Annotated in this window: 14 protein-coding genes; 8 read left to right on the plus strand and 6 right to left on the minus strand. The window is 61.9% G+C overall.

Features of this window, described 5'->3' with window-relative positions; all coding sequences use genetic code 11:
* The first annotated feature begins 74 nt into the window (after nucleotides 1-74).
* Genes EI291_RS04595 through EI291_RS04605 form a run of 3 tightly spaced genes read left to right on the plus strand, consistent with a single transcriptional unit; the run spans nucleotide 75 to nucleotide 2,640 of the window.
* Nucleotides 75-638 (plus strand): RNA polymerase sigma factor, encoded by a 564-nt coding sequence (locus EI291_RS04595; RefSeq protein ID WP_125418490.1) that lies wholly within the window; start codon nucleotides 75-77, stop codon nucleotides 636-638.
* Nucleotides 639-642: 4 nt separating this feature from the next.
* The gene (locus EI291_RS04600; RefSeq protein ID WP_125418492.1) at nucleotides 643-1,452 is read left to right on the plus strand and encodes a hypothetical protein; all 810 of its coding nucleotides are present in this window, start codon (nucleotides 643-645) and stop codon (nucleotides 1,450-1,452) included.
* Nucleotides 1,453-1,479: 27 nt separating this feature from the next.
* Nucleotides 1,480-2,640, plus strand: coding sequence for an outer membrane beta-barrel protein (locus tag EI291_RS04605; RefSeq protein ID WP_125418494.1), 1,161 nt, complete (start codon nucleotides 1,480-1,482; stop codon nucleotides 2,638-2,640).
* 99 nt (nucleotides 2,641-2,739) lie between these two features.
* On the opposite strand, the gene EI291_RS04610 is transcribed toward EI291_RS04605, so the two are convergent.
* Nucleotides 2,740-3,489: a TrmH family RNA methyltransferase gene (locus EI291_RS04610; protein WP_125418496.1), complete on the minus strand. Its 750-nt coding sequence runs from the start codon at nucleotides 3,487-3,489 to the stop codon at nucleotides 2,740-2,742.
* On the opposite strand from EI291_RS04610, the gene tamL reads away from it, so the two are divergent.
* Nucleotides 3,480-6,110 (plus strand): translocation and assembly module lipoprotein TamL, encoded by a 2,631-nt coding sequence (gene tamL / locus EI291_RS04615; RefSeq protein WP_125418498.1) that lies wholly within the window; start codon nucleotides 3,480-3,482, stop codon nucleotides 6,108-6,110. The genes EI291_RS04610 and tamL overlap by 10 nt on opposite strands.
* An 84-nt stretch (nucleotides 6,111-6,194) precedes the next feature.
* Here the strand turns inward: tamL and EI291_RS04620 are convergent, their stop codons facing one another.
* Nucleotides 6,195-8,396 carry an alpha-ketoacid dehydrogenase subunit alpha/beta gene (locus EI291_RS04620; RefSeq protein WP_125418500.1) on the minus strand — a complete coding sequence of 734 codons (2,202 nt, stop codon included), beginning with the start codon at nucleotides 8,394-8,396 and terminating at the stop codon, nucleotides 6,195-6,197.
* A gap of 117 nt (nucleotides 8,397-8,513) precedes the next feature.
* Here EI291_RS04620 and EI291_RS04625 point away from each other — a divergent pair, with 117 nt between their 5' ends.
* A complete protein-coding gene (locus tag EI291_RS04625) occupies nucleotides 8,514-9,041 on the plus strand; it encodes a GNAT family N-acetyltransferase (RefSeq protein WP_125418502.1) in 528 nt (175 codons plus the stop codon).
* 67 nt (nucleotides 9,042-9,108) lie between these two features.
* Here EI291_RS04625 and EI291_RS04630 read toward each other — a convergent pair whose 3' ends face one another.
* A complete protein-coding gene (locus tag EI291_RS04630; RefSeq protein ID WP_125418504.1) occupies nucleotides 9,109-10,140 on the minus strand; it encodes an MBL fold metallo-hydrolase in 1,032 nt (343 codons plus the stop codon).
* Nucleotides 10,141-10,356: 216 nt separating this feature from the next.
* Here EI291_RS04630 and hemF point away from each other — a divergent pair, with 216 nt between their 5' ends.
* Together hemF and EI291_RS04640 are read left to right on the plus strand one after the other, a co-directional pair.
* Nucleotides 10,357-11,319, plus strand: coding sequence for an oxygen-dependent coproporphyrinogen oxidase (gene hemF / locus EI291_RS04635; RefSeq protein WP_125418506.1), 963 nt, complete (start codon nucleotides 10,357-10,359; stop codon nucleotides 11,317-11,319).
* Nucleotides 11,313-11,900 carry a phosphatase PAP2 family protein gene (locus tag EI291_RS04640; RefSeq protein ID WP_125418508.1) on the plus strand — a complete coding sequence of 196 codons (588 nt, stop codon included), beginning with the start codon at nucleotides 11,313-11,315 and terminating at the stop codon, nucleotides 11,898-11,900. Before hemF ends, EI291_RS04640 begins: the two co-directional genes overlap by 7 nt.
* Here the strand turns inward: EI291_RS04640 and EI291_RS04645 are convergent.
* The 3 genes from EI291_RS04645 to EI291_RS04655 form a co-directional block, all read right to left on the minus strand.
* Nucleotides 11,849-12,394, minus strand: a complete 546-nt coding sequence (locus EI291_RS04645; protein WP_125418510.1) for a hypothetical protein — start codon at nucleotides 12,392-12,394, stop codon at nucleotides 11,849-11,851. The genes EI291_RS04640 and EI291_RS04645 overlap by 52 nt on opposite strands.
* Nucleotides 12,395-12,538: 144 nt before the next feature.
* Nucleotides 12,539-13,129, minus strand: coding sequence for a riboflavin synthase (locus EI291_RS04650; protein ID WP_125418512.1), 591 nt, complete (start codon nucleotides 13,127-13,129; stop codon nucleotides 12,539-12,541).
* Between the two features lie 113 nt (nucleotides 13,130-13,242).
* Nucleotides 13,243-14,658: a sugar transferase gene (locus EI291_RS04655; protein WP_240635369.1), complete on the minus strand. Its 1,416-nt coding sequence runs from the start codon at nucleotides 14,656-14,658 to the stop codon at nucleotides 13,243-13,245.
* Between the two features lie 204 nt (nucleotides 14,659-14,862).
* On the opposite strand from EI291_RS04655, the gene EI291_RS04660 reads away from it, so the two are divergent.
* Nucleotides 14,863-15,522 (plus strand): protein-L-isoaspartate(D-aspartate) O-methyltransferase, encoded by a 660-nt coding sequence (locus EI291_RS04660; protein ID WP_125418514.1) that lies wholly within the window; start codon nucleotides 14,863-14,865, stop codon nucleotides 15,520-15,522.
* Nucleotides 15,523-15,641: the final 119 nt, after the last annotated feature.

Raw genomic sequence — 15,641 nt, forward strand, 5'->3', positions numbered from 1 at the left:
GCAACCACTGGTGCAACGGGCGCATCTAGCCCCCCAAATGCCCTGCTTCTGACTGCACTTTACCCTTTCTTTCCGTGACCGAAGTAGAACTGATAGCCGCCTGCCGCGAGGGCAGTAGTAGGGCCCAAAAACTGCTGTACGAGCGGTTTGCGGGTATGATGCTGGGCGTGTGCCTACGCTACCTGCGGCGGCGCGAAGACGCGGAGGAAGCCCTGATTGTGGGCTTCACCAAAGTATTCCGGGCCTTGGGCCAGTACCGGCACGAAGGCTCGTTTGAAGGCTGGATCCGGCGCATTGTGGTGAATGAGGCCCTGGGCATGCTCCGCCGCAAGGAACCTTTGCACATGGCCATTGACGATTTGACTTACGACGTGCCGGCCACCGCCGCCGAGGCCGAGAGCCAGCTCAATGCTCAGGACATGATGGCCCTGCTGCAGGAACTGCCTGCCGGCTACCGCACCGTCTTCAACCTGTACGCCCTGGAAGGCTACACCCACCCCGAAATCGGCGAGTTGCTCGGTATTTCGGAAGGCACCAGCAAGTCGCAGCTCAGTAAGGCGCGGGCCATGCTCCAGCGCCGCCTGGCGGTAGCCGGGGCGCAGGCCCGGCCCACTTCCACCACCCTCTACAGCTACTAAGCCCATGCAACCCGAAGATATCGACAAGCTGTTCCGCGACAAGCTGGCGGACCATGCCCCCATCCCGCCCGCGTTTCTGTGGGCCGAAATTGAAGCCGAAATTCAGCCCCGCAAGCGGCGGCCGGTACTATGGCTGGCCGCTGCCTCCGTGGCACTGCTGGCGTTACTGGGCGGCCTGTGGTGGACGATGCAGAACGGCGCGGGCCTCTCCAATGGCCGCCCCGAGCTGGCCGCTACCACTCCCCGCCGCTCCGCTGCTCCTGCTGTTGAAAATATTTCACGGTCCCAGGCAACCCCCGCCCCGGCGTCTCCATCTAGCCCCTCAGAAGCCCCGGCCAACGAGCCGACTACCGCAGTGGCCACTGCGGTGCCCACTGTCAAAACCCCGTCCGAGGGTGTACAACCGGACCCGGTTTTGGCAGCCCGCCGGCCCAGCCGGCCTCGTGCTTCGGCCTCGCGCCAAAACGTGGCGCAGGTAGCTACCACGGCCCCCGCTCCGGCCCGGTCTCTGGGAACCTCTCCTGAGCAGCCCGCTGCCGAGCAGCAGCTACCGCAGGAGCTCAGCCGCCCCACGGAGCTACCCGCCCACACGGTGGCCCTCACCGGCCCCATTGAGGTGGAAGTTCGGCCCGCAGCCGCTGCGGCTGCGCCCGAAGCTCCCGCTCATCGGCCCCGGTTGGTGTCGCTGCTTCGGCAGGCCCGCAACGTGGTGCAGGGTGAAAAGGTGAGCCTCACGGCCGCCGGCTTACCCGAATCGGTGACGGTGCAGGCCCGCCTGGCGGGTCGCACGCTCACCAAAGTCATTCAACTCTAACTCTCCCCGCTTTCAGCGTCTTTTGTTATGAAACGCCTCCCCGTTCTCCTCACCGCCCTCCTGCTGGGTGCCGCCTCTGCCGCCCAAGCCTCCGATTTCACCCGCCTCGTGCCCCGCGCGGCCAACGACGACACCATTGTGGTGAAGCTGCCCAACCAAGCCAGCATGACCCTGTTCGTGAAAAACAAAGCCCAGCTGCGGGAGTTGCGCCAGTACAAGCTGGACTCGCTGCTGGTGCTGCTGGATGGTTACATCACCCAGGCCGAGGCCGCCGGTAAGAACTCCAAGTCGGACCAGGTAACCATGGAGTTCTACCCCGCCAAAGAGCAGCCCGGCAAGCAGGTACCCGAGCAAATCCGCATCACGGTACGCAACCAAGGCCCCGGCTCCAAAACCAAATCGGCCGACCACGTGGACGTGACGCTGGGCCGGGTGTTTGGGGTGACGGTGGACGAAAACACCGACGGCGGCTCCGACCACGTTTCGGTGCGGGTGGGCACCTCCACGGTATCCGATTCTCTGCGGAATGCCCAGCGCCAGGCCAGACACGAAGAATACGCCAACCGCCCCGTGCACAGCAACTTCAACATCGACCTGGGCGTGAATGCGCTGATAAAAAAAGGTGCCGACGCCAACGGCGTAACCCCCGACCTGCGGCCCCTGGCTTCTCGCTACATCAGCCTTAACTGGCACTACGATATCCGCCTGGGTGATAAGGGCTCCGTGCTGTTCCTGCGCACCGGCCCTGAGCTGGCCTTCAACAACTACATGCTGGACGGCAACTACCAGTTTGCCAACACCAACGGCGTAACCACCCTGGTAAAACCCGATGCAGGCCGCAACCTGGAGAAAAGCAAGCTCTCCGTTACCAGCGTAAATCTGCCCCTGATGCCTATGCTCAACTTCCAGGATAAGAAAGGCCACGAGGCCTTCCGCATCGGGGCCGGCGGATTTGTAGGCTACCGCCTGGGCTCCCACACCAAAGTAAAATACGAGCAGGAAGGCAGCACCAAAAAAGACAAAGACCGGGGCAGCTATAACCTGGAGGACTTCCAGTACGGCGTGCAGGGCCTCGTTGGCATCCGCCGCTTCGACCTGTTCGTGAAGTACAACCTCAACGACACGTTCAAGAGCAACCGTGGCCCTCAGGCCCAGACCCTGAGCTTTGGCATATCGTTGCTGAATTAGCGGTAAAATAGTGAGATAGTGAAATGGTGAGTTTGACGTTCTGCTTGCGCCATCAGGCCTCGTAGAGCGTCAAACTCACCATTTCACTATCTCACTATTTTACCGCTCGTTACGGTAGAAGTTATCCAGCAGAATGGCGGCCGATACAGCTACGTTGAGGCTTTCGGCCTGGCCCCGGCCCGGAATGTGCAGGCGCTGGGTCAGGCAGGCCTCCACGGGCGGCGTGAGGCCGTGGCTTTCACTGCCCATGATGAGCACTCCCGTGGGCCGCAGCGTGAGGCGGTGCACATTGTCGCCGTGCAGGTCGGCACCGTACACGGGCAGCTCCGCGGGCAGGCTCTGCAGCCACTCGGGTAGGTTGCGCTGCCACACCGGCACCCGGGTGAACGAGCCCATGGTGGCCACCACCGTTTTAGGGGCCCAGGGGTCGGCGCAGGTATCGGAGCACACCACGCCGGCCAGCCCGTACCAGTCGGCCAGGCGGATGAGGGTACCTACGTTACCGGGGTCACGCACTTCATCCAGGGCCAGCAACAGCTGGTTGGGGGCCGGCTGCAGGGGCTTTTGCCGGGGCAGCCGGGCTACGGCCAGCGCCGTATTATTGGCACTGAGCGTGCTCAGGCGGGTCAGCTCCTCCTCCGATACCACATCAACGGGTAAGGCGTCGGGCACTTCGGCACGAATTTTCTCCAGGAATTCCGGCGTTACAATGAGCCGTTCCGTTAGAATCCCGGAACTTAGCAGCTCCCGCACGCTTTTGCCCCCTTCCACCAGGAAAGCTTCGTGCCGGAGTCGGTACTTCTTCAGGTGCAGCGCGTGCACGTATTTCGCTACTGCTTTTGAAATCATATTCGCAATTGAACGGATGGCCCCAACGGGCACTGTTTTCTGGAAAATTTACGTCGGGCCTGGCCCTGAGCGGCCTGCTGCTGGCGGGCAGCCTGAGCGGCTGTTCACCGCTGAAGCTGCTGAAACCAGGCCAGCGCCTGCTCAGCCGCGTAAAGGTAGAAGGCACGCAGAACGCCGACGCGGAGCGGCTGCAGGCGCTGGTACAGCAAAAGCCCAACAGCACCTTTCCGCTGCCAAAGGTAGCCATCTACCAGCTAGGCCGCTCGTTTTATAACCAAGAGCGGATTCAGCGCAAGCTCGATGAGGACCGCACCAAGTACGATCAGCTGATCAAAGCCGCCGGCACCGATTCGGCGCAGGTCGGCAAGCTGCTCACCAAGCGGGAGCGGCACACTCGCCGCCACCAGCTGGCCCTGGACAAAGGCAACTCGATTATGCGCCTGGGCGAGGCCCCGGTCATTTATGATTCGGCGCTGACGGCCGTTTCGGTTACGCAGCTGGCTATTTCCCTGAAGTCCAAAGGCTTTTTCCGCAGCTCCGTGTCGGCCACCGATACGGTGCCTACCGAGCGGTTCGCGCCTTTCCGGATCTTCGCCCTGCAGTCGCCCTTCCACACCGATTCGCAGCGCGTGACGGTGGTGTATCGGATTCACGAGGGGCCTGCGTTTCACTACGCACAGCTGGACTACGACATTGCCGATACGGCCGTGGCCCGACGGGTGCTGGCCAGTCAGCCGCAGAGCCTGTTGCACGTGGGCCAGCAGTACGATGAGGAAGTCATTGGCTCGGAGCGCAACCGAATTGAAATCCTGCTGAAAAACCAGGGCTATTTTGATTTCCGGGAGCAGTACATCACGCTGGAGGCCGATACCAGCTTCGTGCCTACTACCGTGCGCCTGCGCACCCTCATCAGCAAGCCGGCCCGGGGCGAGCAGCACCGGCTGTACACCATTCGCAACGTCAACTTCATTACCGATGCCGGCCTGATTCGCTTCGGCCAGCAGCGCGATACGCTGGTGCGTGACTCGGTGCGGTACCTGGCTTACCGGCACCGCTTCAGCACCAAGGCGCTGGACCAGAAGCTGCAGGTGCGGCCCGGCCAGCCCTACAGCCTCACCAAAACTCAGCAAACCCAGCGCCAGCTGTCGGGCCTGGATATGTTCCGGTTCAGTACCGTAACCTACCGCCGGGTGCGCGGTGCGGAGGCTCCCGCCGACTCTGCCCGGGGCTTTCTGGATGCCGTTGTGAATGCCTCCCCGGCCAAGAAATTCCAGGAGACCACCGAATTCGGCGGTACCTACGTGGCCCGTCAGGTAGGTCCTTTCGGCAATGTGCGGCTGAAGGTCCGGAACGTGTTTGGTGGGGCCGAGGTACTGGAATTTGGCGTGCGGGCTGGTTTTGAAGGCCAGTACAACCTTACGGGGCGCACGCAGGGCGACGTGGGCTCCGGGCAGCTTCCCAGCCAGCTGACCACCCAGCTTGGGGCAAATGTGAACCTGGTGCTGCCACAGTTTCTGGTGCCGTGGCGGGCCAACCGCTACCTGAGCCAGTACAACCCGCGTACCCGCTTCAACGCTTCCTACACCTACGTGCAGCGGCCGGAGTACACGCGCACTAACGTGGAGGGCACTTTCGATTACCTCTGGCAGCCCACGCCCTACGCCCAGATTGTGCTGACCCCAATTGACGTGAGCGTAATCCGGACGGCTTCCATTGACACCGCTTTCCGCAATACGCTGGACCGGCTGCGTATCAACCAGGGCTCCCCTCTTTACCGCAGCTTTGACAACCTGTTTATCCCCAGCTTCAACGCCACCTACCTCTATAACTCCAACGACTTCACCCAGACCCGCAGCGCGCACTACTTGCGGCTGTTTGCCGAATTGGGCGGCCTCACCCGGGGCCTGTACCAGCAGGAGCCGCTTACCAGCTACCGCGACGATTTGCGCAGCAACCGCCTGAAGGTGTATGACTTCGGGAAGATAACAGCGGATTACCGGCGCTATTATAAGCTTACGCCCAGCACGTACTTTGTATACCGACTGGCGGGCGGCCTAGCCACGGCCCTGACCAGCACCCAGCTCACCACTAAAAACAAAGATGGCTCCGATGCCGTGACGGAAACGCTGTATCTAATTCCGTACGATAAATCGTTGTTTGCGGGCGGTAGCACCAGCGTGCGGGCCTGGAAACCGCGCCGCCTGGGGCCGGGCTCGTACGCCACCACCCGCACCGTGAAAAACAAAGATGGCAGCTCGTCCATCGTGCGCGACTACAATACGGAGCAGCCCGGCGAGGTACTGCTGGAAGGCAACGTGGAATACCGCTTCCCGATTTATAGCTTCATCAAAGGAGCCGTATTTACTGATTTTGGCAACGTCTGGACGCTGCGCAACGACCCGCGTCCGGGGTCCGAGTTCAAGCTGAACAGCTTCTACCGGCAGTTTGCCGTGGGCTCCGGCATCGGATTTCGCTTCGATTTCGATTTCCTGATTCTGCGCCTCGACGTAGCAACTAAAGTGTACGACCCCAGCGCCACGGGTAATAAGTGGGTAATTCAGAAGTTCAGCCTACGGGAAGATCAATCAGCCTTTAACCTGGGTATCGGCTATCCATTTTAAGTTCAAGCTTGGCCTGACCTAGCCAGAAAAAAGCCGGCCTTTCCTGCGGGAAAGACCGGCTTTTTTTCTGGTTTAACCTCTCAGCTAATATCCCAGCAGCTCCTGCAAAGCCGTCAGCACCTTATCGGGGTTGGGCAGCATCTGCTTTTCCAGCTCCACGTTGAGGGCAATGGCGGGCAGGTTGGCGGCCCCCAGGGTAAACACCGGCGCATCGAGCTGCCGGAAACAGTGGCGCTGGATGCGGCCGGCCAGGCTCTCGGCGAAGGAGTTCAGGAGCGGCTCCTCGGTAAGCACCAGCGCCTTACCGTGGCGGCGGACGGCGGCCTGTACGGCTTCCCAATCAAGCGGGTTGAGGGTGCGCAAGTCCAGGATTTCAACCTGACCGGGCAGCTGGCGGCTGGCGGTTTTGGCCCAGTGCACGCCCATGCCGTAGGTAATCACCACGCAGGTTTCGCCGTTGCGGAGCTTGGTGGCATCGGCCTCCTGGGCCACGGCCGCTTTGCCCAGGGGCAGCACATAGCCGGCGGCGGGCTCCACGGTTTTGGCGTCCTCGGTGCCGGCTACCTTGCTCCAGTACAGGCCCTTGTGCTCCAGCATAATTACCGGGTTGGGGTCGAGGAAGGCGGCCCGCAGCAGGCCTTTCATGTCGGCCGCGTTGCTGGGATATACCACCTTAATGCCCCGGATGGTGAGCAGCGTGCTTTCCACGGAGCCGGAGTGGTAGGGTCCGCCCCCGCCGTAGGCTCCCACCGGCACCCGAATCAGGCTTTGCACCGGAAACTGGCCGTTGGAGAGGTAGCAGGATTTGCTGAGCTCCTCCACCAGCTGGTTAAGGCCGGGCCAGATGTAGTCGGCAAACTGGATTTCCACGATGGGCTTGGCCCCCACGGCGCTCATGCCGGCGGTGCTGCCCACAATGTAGGCCTCCTGAATGGGCGTATTAAACACCCGGGCGTCGCCGTACTTTTTGGCTAGCAGCGCCGCCTCCCGGAACACCCCGCCCAGCTCTCCACCCACATCCTGCCCGTAGAATAAGGCCTCCGGAAACTCGCGGAGAATATCATCCACGGCGTGCAAAGCGGCATCCACCATCAGGGCCTTATCAGCTCCGGCGGGGCTCCGCTCTCCGGCTTCCTCGGTTACGGCAGGTGGGGCAAACTCGTGGTCCTGGAAGGTAGCCGGATCGGGGTTGGGCGCGGCCAGAGCCCGCTCGTAGTCCTGCTGCACGGTAGTGCGGGCCTGGTCGGCAAGCTGCTGCAATTCCTCCTCCCCGAAGCCAAGGTTCAGCAGCTGCTGGTGGAAGCGCGGCAGCGGGTCCTGCAGCGTGTGCTGAGCCAGGTTGTCGCCCCGGTACCACTCCCGGCGCACCCCGCTGGTGTGGTGGCCCAGCAAGGGGCATTTGGCGTGTACCAGCACCGGGCCGCGGCGCTGGCGCACATACTCGGCGGCCTGCTGCATACCGGCGTAGCTGGCCAGAAAATCGGCCCCGTCAAACTGCAGGCGGTGCAGACCTTTGAAACCGGCGGCAAACTCGTAGGCATCCATGCTGCGCATCTCGCGGCCGGTGGCCGAAATGCCCCAGTCGTTGTCCTGCACCAGGTAGATAATGGGTAGTTGGTGCAGCACGGCCATCTGCAGGGCTTCCGCCACTTCACCCTCCGTCATGGCCCCATCACCAATGGAGCAAAGCACCAGCGGCTTCTCCGAGGAATTAAAAATTAAAAATTCAGAATTAAGAATTGGTCGTTCTGTACTGTCAGACTCCGGACCAACTCCTTCCGCCTGATTTTTAATTTTTAATTCTGAATTTTTAATTGGCAGCCCCTGCCCCTCCAGGTATTTGATGCCGTGGGCCACGCCGGTGGCCGGAATGGCCTGCATGCCCGTGGCGGAGCTTTGGTGCGGAATGGTGGGGAAGCCGGCCCGGCGCAACGACGGGTGGCTGTAGTAGGTGCGCCCCCCCGAAAACGGGTCGTCGCGCTTGGCCATGAGCTGCAGCATCAGCTCGTAGGGCTGCAGGCCCATGCCCAGCAGCATGGCATCGTCGCGGTAGTAGGGCGCGGCGTAGTCCTGGGGGCCGAGGAAGCAGGCGGCGGCCAGCTGAATAGCCTCGTGGCCCCGGGCGGTGGCGTGCACGTACCGGGCCGTTACGGCCTTGTTTTCTTCGTAGAGGCGGGCCATTTCATCGGCCGTGCGCATCAGCAGGTAGGTCCGGCGCAGGGTGGCCGCATCGGGGCGGGTGAAAGTGGTTTCAGTTTCCAGAGCAGCGGCAGTTTCAGCAGTCATGGGTGGGTGGTGAGTGCGGGGCGAAGGTACGCAAAGGCAACGATGAGGGAAACCAGCTCCGGCGGCGGGTGGTTCAGGCTTGCGGGTTCGACCACCCGCGTTGCGTAGCTTTGCCCCATGCTCACCCACCTGACCTTCTCCCCCGCCACCGACGCCGATATTCCGGCCCTCAACCGCCTCGTCAACCGCGCCTACCGGGGCGAGGCCGCCGAGCAGGGCTGGACCACCGAATCCCATTTACTGGCCGGCCAGCGCACCGATGAGGCCGACTTACGGGAACAGCTGCGCAGCCCCGGAGCCACGTTTCTGCTGGCCCGCACGGCGGCGCAGGAGCTGGTAGGCAGCGTGTATCTGCAGCAGCAAGGACCCGACTTATACCTGGGCATGCTCTCGGTGGAGCCCACGCAACAAGACCGGGGCATCGGCCGGCAACTGGTTAACGCCGCCGAAGATATTGCCCGCACCCAAGGCTGCACCGGCATCCGCATCACCGTTATTTCGGTGCGGCACGAGCTGCTGGCCTGGTACGAGCGGCTGGGCTTCCGCCGCACCGGCGCTACCGTGGACTTTCCCACCGATACCCGCTTCGGCATCCCACGCCAAACAGAGCCGCTGGTGCTGCTGGTACTGCGTAAGGAGCTGTGAAGTACCCGTTCTGCCGGCCCAGCGCATTACGCGGTTGTTTCGAGCCTGGGAAGATAACCGCCCTGGCCTAGTCAAACGCCCACCACGCCTCCCGTTTTGGCAGGGTGCCCAGCGTGTAGGCTTCGCCGATGCGCGGCACCGTGACGGGCAGGCCCGCCGCATCAGCGGCTTGCAGCACCAGCCGGATCGGCTCATTCCAGGGGTGGTAGGCCAGCGTGAACTTGGCCCAGTGCACTGGCAGCAGCAGCTTGGCACCGAGGTCCTGGGCCGCCTGGGCGGTTTCCTCGGGCAGGCAATGGATGGCGTGCCAGCTCAGGTTATACTGCCCGTTTTCGAGCAGAGCCACGTCGAAGGGACCATACTGCTGCCCAATGGCCCGGAAGTGTGGCCCGTAGCCACTGTCGCCGCCCAGAAACAGCCGGCATTCATCCAGCTCAAGCACAAACGAGGCCCACAACGTGCGCTGCGGCTTGAGGCTGCGGCCCGACATGTGCTGAGCCGGCGTGGCGGTAAGCCGCACGCCCGGCACCGGCTCGGTGGTTTCGTGCCAGTTCAGCTCCGTGAGCTGTTCCGGCGCATAGCCCCAGGCCCGCAGGTGGCCACTTACGCCCAGCGGCGTAACCACGTGCTTTACCTTGGGACGAAGCTCAGCTACCGTGCCGTAGTCGAGATGGTCGTAGTGGTCGTGGGTGAGCACCAGCACGTCAATGGTCGGCAGATCATCCACGGTGTACGCGTCAGCCCCGGCGTAGGCTTTCACGGCAAACGACACCGGCGAAGCGGCCCCGCTGAACACGGGGTCAACCAGGATATTGAGCCCCCGCGCCTGAATCAGGTAGGACGAGTGGCCAAACCAGATAATGGTGGGCAGTTCGGTGGCCGGGTGATGCAAATCGGTTTGCACGGTGGGCAGCGGGCGGGACGGCGTTACGGTGCGGGGCTTGCGCAGGAAATCGAGCAGCATCTTACCCATTGGGGCCTCGCCGGGACTGAATTTAACCCCGCCCAGGTTCTGGAAACGGCCGTTCTGGTAGTTAGTAAGGCCGGCAAAGCGCCGCTGAATTGCACTGGTGGGATTTTTCCCGAGGACGTGGAGCATACAAGTAAATCGGCCAAACCGGGCCGGATATACTGGCAGACGCAAAGCGGCCCCTTTTACTTTATCCAGGATGACACAATGGTGGCGGCACTGCGCCGCATCCGGAATTATCTACCTTTGTGGTTTGTATCACCGCCCCACTTTTTACCGCTGGCGGTAAGCGCATCAGTCCAATTTTCCTGGACTCCTGCCCTATACTTCGGCGGCTTCTTTTACATGCAGATTCCCGCGCTTTCGCCCTTCCCCGTTCCCACGCCCCACGCCCGCTTCCGCGACACCGTGGAGCAGTGGATGCGCCAGTTTCAGGACTGGCTCTGTCAGCAGCTGGAAACCACCGACGGTACTGGCCGCTTCCAGGAAGATGCCTGGCAGCACCACAGCGGCGGTGGTGGCCGCAGCCGCATCCTCACCGAAGGAACCATCATCGAGAAGGGCGGGGTAAACTTCTCGGCCGTGGAGGGCCAGATGAGCGAGCAGGCCGCCCGCGTGCTGCTCATGCCCGACCCGAATTACTTTGCCACCGGTGTATCGGTGGTGCAGCACCCGCGCAGCCCCCGGGTGCCCATCTCCCACATGAACGTGCGCTACTTCGAGGCCGGCAACGGCGAGGCATGGTTTGGCGGCGGCCTCGACCTGACCCCCATTTACGTGGATGTGGACCAGGCCCGCTGGTTTCATGAGCAGATTGCCGAAGTCTGCCAGCGCCACAACCCCGCGTACTACGAGCGATTCAAGCAGTGGGCCGATGAGTACTTCTACATCCCCCACCGCCAGGAAACCCGTGGTATCGGCGGCATCTTCTTCGATAGGCTGGTAGTGGGCAAAGAGGCCGACGCCGAGAGCCTGTTCGCCTTCGTGCGCGCCGTGGCCGAGGTGTATGGCCGCACCTACGCCACTCTGTTGCGCCACAACGCCGACCTGCCTTATACCGAGCCGCAGAAACGGTGGCAGCTGGTGCGCCGCGGCCGCTACGCCGAGTTCAACCTGGCCATTGACCGGGGCACGCGCTTCGGGCTGGAAACCGGCGGCCGCACCGAGAGCATCCTCATGAGCCTGCCCCCGCAGTGCGAGTGGCACTATAACCTGCAGCCTCAGCCCGGCTCGGCGGAAGCCGACACCCAACACTGGCTGCGCAAGGGCGTTGACTGGCTCAGCGCTCAACCCACTGCCGCGTGCTAGCGCAGCTGCAAGCCTTGGACCGGTGGCTGCTGGTAGCCGCCAACTCCCACCGCACGCCCAAGCTGGACGCGTGGATGGTATTTTTCACGGAACGCTTCGTGTGGTTTCCGGCCTATCTGGTGCTGCTGGTGGTGCTGGCGTACCTGTACGGCCGCCGCGCCCGCCTGCTGATTCCGCTGCTGGCCCTGAGCGTAGCGCTGGCCGACAGCATTTCCAGCCGTTTCTTCAAGCCCTACTTCGCCCGCCTGCGCCCCTGCCACGACCCTGACCTCTCGGCTACTCTAAACCTGGTAAACGGCTGCGGGGGCCAATTTGGCTTCATTTCCTCACACGCGGCCAATTCCTTTGCCCTGGCCGTATTCGTGGCCCTGGTGCTGCCCCGCCGCTTCCGCGTAGCCAAGTGGATGCTGTTCGTCTGGGCCTGCCTAGTGAGCTACAGCCGCATGTACCTTGCCGCCCACTTCCCCTCCGACGTGCTGGCCGGCGCCTTACTCGGCACCGGCCTGGCCTGGCTCTGCGCCTGGGCGTATCAGCGGCTGGCGGTGCGGTGGTTCGGCTCGGCGGAACCGGCAGCACTATAAGTCAGGTGCCGAATCATCCGGACGCAGCCGATAAGCCAGTACAGGTACATGCCCGACAGGAACACTACTGAAACCGGATTACTACCCGACAAGAATTCACCAAGAATGCTGATAACAACTTGATGATGGAAGATTCGGGTAAGTTCGGGGTAGTAGTCGATGGAAAGAAGGTGCCAATCAATAGAAAAATGGAAGTGCAAAAGGTTATAGAGTTTATAGCTGATAATCCCGATTGCCAGCCCCCAAAGTATCCGTTTTTCTGTGTAACTGATGGCTAACAGTAAGACATACACAAGCACGTGAAAGTAGGCAAGGTTCAAATGCACTCTACCTACTCCAACAAAGCCGTAGCGTACATCGAAACACGGATTGTACCGAAGCAGCACATCCACCCAGCCCAGCAGCACAATAACACCCAGCAGCATCCACCAGCGGCGGAGGTACGTGAGCTGCTGCGGCAGCGGGGCTAATTTCAGGTATCGACGTAACGACATTCTACAAACGCTTTATAGTTGATTTCATATTGATAGCGCCCTGCCCCGGCTACCCACACTTGTTGGTAGCCGGGGCAGGGCGCTTAAGTTAATTACTCAGGTAGGCCACTGTCTGGTCCCGTATCGGGGTTAAGCAGTTCCCGCCTACTTCCCCAGCAGCTTGGCCACGTACTTGCCCACGATGTCGAACTCCAGGTTCACCTGGTGGCCGGGGTGCAGGTCCTGGAAGGTGGTGTGCTCGTAGGTGTACGGGATGATGGCTACGGAAAAGCCGTCGTCGGTGCTGTTGAAGCAGGTGAGGCTGGTGCCGTTGATGCAGATGGAGCCTTTTTCCACCGTTACGCGGCCGGGGCCGGGCGCGTGGCGGAAGCGGTACAGCCAGCTTCCGTTCTGGTCCTCCACCGACTCGCACTCGGCCGTGAGGTCCACGTGGCCCTGCACAATGTGGCCATCGAAGCGGCCGTTGGCCGCGAGGCACCGCTCCAGGTTCACGCGGCGGCCGGGCTGCCAGGCGTTCAGGTTGGTTTTCTGCAGCGTCTCGTCGATGGCCGTGACGACGTGGGTACCGGCCATGCCGTCCACGGCTACGACCGTCAGGCACACGCCGTCATGGGCCACGCTCTGGTCGATTTTTAGCTCCTGGGCAAAGCCCGACTGCACGGTAAAATGGATGTTGGTGCCTTCGCGGCGCACATCGGTGATGGTGCCAAGGGTTTCAATGATGCCGGTAAACACAGCTGTTGAATTATGAGTGATAAGTGATGAATGCTGAATTAACCCCTGAAGCCCGCCACAGTTTGCCGCCGGCCCCAATTCATAATTCAGCATTCAACTCTCAGAATTAATCCCTACTTACCCCGCCCCTCAATAATAATCTTGAGCGTGTAGAGCAGCACCCGAAAATCCATAGCCAGGCTCATGTTTTCGATGTAGAGGATGTCGAATTTGAGGCGCTCCACCATTTGGGCCACAGTTTCGGCATAGCCGTATTTCACCTGGCCGAGGCTGGTGAGGCCGGGCCGCACGCGGTGCAGGTGGCGGTAATGGGGCGCAATCTGCACAATCTGGTCGATGAAGAAACGGCGTTCCGGGCGCGGCCCCACAATGCTCATATCGCCCTTGATGACGTTCCAGAACTGGGGCAGCTCATCGAGGCGCACCTTACGCATGAAGCGGCCCCAGGGCGTGATACGCGGGTCATGGTCGGAGCTGAGGGCGGGACCCTGTTTCTCGGCATCCGTGTACATGGAGCGGAACTTGTAGATACGGAACGGCTGCGCGTGCCGCCCGATGCGCTCCTGCGAGTAAAACACCGGCCCCGGCGACGACAGCTTCACCATAACGGCCGTAAAGGCATACACGGGCCAGGCCAGCAGCAGAAAAAGACAGGAGGCCACCACATCAATCAGGCGCTTGAGCACCCGCTGCCACACCGGCAGCAAATCCTGCTTGATTTCGATGAGCGGGGTACCAAATACGTGGCTCACCTTCACCGAGCCCAGCAGCATCTGGTAGAGGTCGGGCAGGATGCTGATGCGGGCCGGCGTTCCTTCCAGCAGCGTCAGAATTTCCTCGATGGTACGGTGCTCCGAGGGCTCAATAGCAATAATAACCTGCTCCACGTGCAGCGCCCGAATGAGGGCAGGCAGCTGCCGGAAAGTCCCTTGGGCGGGCAGCTCGGCCGCCAGGGTTTCGTCCACCACGTCGCCGAGGGGAGTAAAGCCCACCAGCTTCAGGCCCAGATGACGACCGGTGCGGCGCAGCTCGTGGTAAGTGTCGCGGGCCAGGGCCCCGGAGCCCACCAGCAGCGTGTTGAAGCTGATGACGCCGCCGCGCACCAGCCGCTGCACGCTGCTCACGGCCCAGAGCCGCAGCACTGCCGTAATGCTGAAATGCAGCAGGAAATACGCCGATATGGTTTTGTAGTAGCTACGGTAGTTCTGCACCCCCTGGTCGTCGAGCAGCAGCACGAAGAAAATCAGGATGGCTCCCAGAATGGAAACCCGCCCCAGCCGGATCAGCTCCGCCAGGCGCGACTTCCGAAAAATGTCGTTGTACTCGCCTAACAGGGCGTACAGGCCCGTCCAGAAGGCGGCAATCATCAGGGCCGAGCCGGTGAGGAAAGCCGCGTCGGCGGCGAAATGGTACTCCCCCGTTATTTCACGCAGCAGGTACTTGCGCAGCAGAAAAAAACATACCCACGCCAACAGGGCCGCGCCAAAGTCGGCGGCTATCAGCTTCAGTTTTTGGAGAGTACGAATCAAGAGCGAGAGAACTAGCCGGCCGGGCCGGCATCAGGGGTAATTTTGTGAGCCCGGCACCGTAGTTTTGCGCGTTGGGCAGGCTCCGCAAGCCCTTTCGGGCCCTTCCGGGAAACAGCGCAAAGGTAGAAAAACCCCGCAATCCGGCAGGAAGTACTCGCCTGGGGTTCCTGCGTCAGCTTCATTTTCTCTTACCTTTCCACCACTATGCACGCTGATACCTACCGCCACCGAGGAATGCGCCGCGCCCTGGTGGAGGAATTGCGCCGTAAGGGTATCCGCGACGAGCGGGTGCTGGCGGCCATTGGGCTGGTGCCGCGCCATTTGTTCTTCGATACCGCCTTTCAGCCCCACGCCTATCAGGATAAGGCTTTTCCCATCGGCGAAGGCCAGACCATTTCGCAGCCGTACACGGTAGCCTACCAGACGGAGCTGCTGCAGCTCCGCCCCACCGACCGGGTGCTGGAAATTGGGACGGGCTCGGGCTACCAGTGCTGCGTGCTGCTGGAGCTCACGCCGCACGTGTTCAGCATTGAGTACAATAAAGTGCTGTTTGAGCGCACGGCCCGCCGACTGGCCAGTATGGGCCGCGCTCCGCATCTGTTCTGCGGGGATGGGTCGATGGGGCTGCCGCAGTATGCTCCGTTTGATAAGATACTGGTAACGGCTGGGGCGCCCGTGCTGCCTCGCCCCCTGCTGCGCCAGCTGCGCGTAGGCGGCTCCCTGATTATTCCGGTAGGCGACGAGAACAGCCAGCGCATGATGCGGGTGGTGCGGGAGAGCGAAGAGGAATTTTCCAGGCAGGAGCTGGAAGAGTTCCGGTTTGTACCACTGTTGGGCCAGGCCGGCTGGGGCCAGCCGGGGTAGCAGCTCCCTTGGTGAGCCTGCACTTCCGGCAACAGCAAAAAACCACGAAGGTCAGCCCGTGGGGCAAGCAGGCATCGTATCTTGCTGAGGCATGGGCTACTGCTTCCGAATCTGTTCAG

Source organism: Hymenobacter rigui, assembly GCF_003944715.1.
GTDB classification, from domain to species: domain Bacteria; phylum Bacteroidota; class Bacteroidia; order Cytophagales; family Hymenobacteraceae; genus Hymenobacter; species Hymenobacter rigui.

Excerpts from the sequence above, each read along its gene's own strand:
- EI291_RS04600 (WP_125418492.1), top strand. The coding sequence starts at position 643 with ATGCAACCCGAAGATATCGACAAGCTGTTCCGCGACAAGCTGGCGGAC.
- EI291_RS04605 (WP_125418494.1), top strand. The coding sequence starts at position 1,480 with ATGAAACGCCTCCCCGTTCTCCTCACCGCCCTCCTGCTGGGTGCCGCC.
- EI291_RS04610 (WP_125418496.1), bottom strand. The coding sequence starts at position 3,489 with ATGATTTCAAAAGCAGTAGCGAAATACGTGCACGCGCTGCACCTGAAG.
- EI291_RS04620 (WP_125418500.1), bottom strand. The coding sequence starts at position 8,396 with ATGACTGCTGAAACTGCCGCTGCTCTGGAAACTGAAACCACTTTCACC.
- EI291_RS04625 (WP_125418502.1), top strand. The coding sequence starts at position 8,514 with ATGCTCACCCACCTGACCTTCTCCCCCGCCACCGACGCCGATATTCCG.
- EI291_RS04630 (WP_125418504.1), bottom strand. The coding sequence starts at position 10,140 with ATGCTCCACGTCCTCGGGAAAAATCCCACCAGTGCAATTCAGCGGCGC.
- hemF (WP_125418506.1), top strand. The coding sequence starts at position 10,357 with ATGCAGATTCCCGCGCTTTCGCCCTTCCCCGTTCCCACGCCCCACGCC.
- EI291_RS04645 (WP_125418510.1), bottom strand. The coding sequence starts at position 12,394 with ATGTCGTTACGTCGATACCTGAAATTAGCCCCGCTGCCGCAGCAGCTC.
- EI291_RS04660 (WP_125418514.1), top strand. The coding sequence starts at position 14,863 with ATGCACGCTGATACCTACCGCCACCGAGGAATGCGCCGCGCCCTGGTG.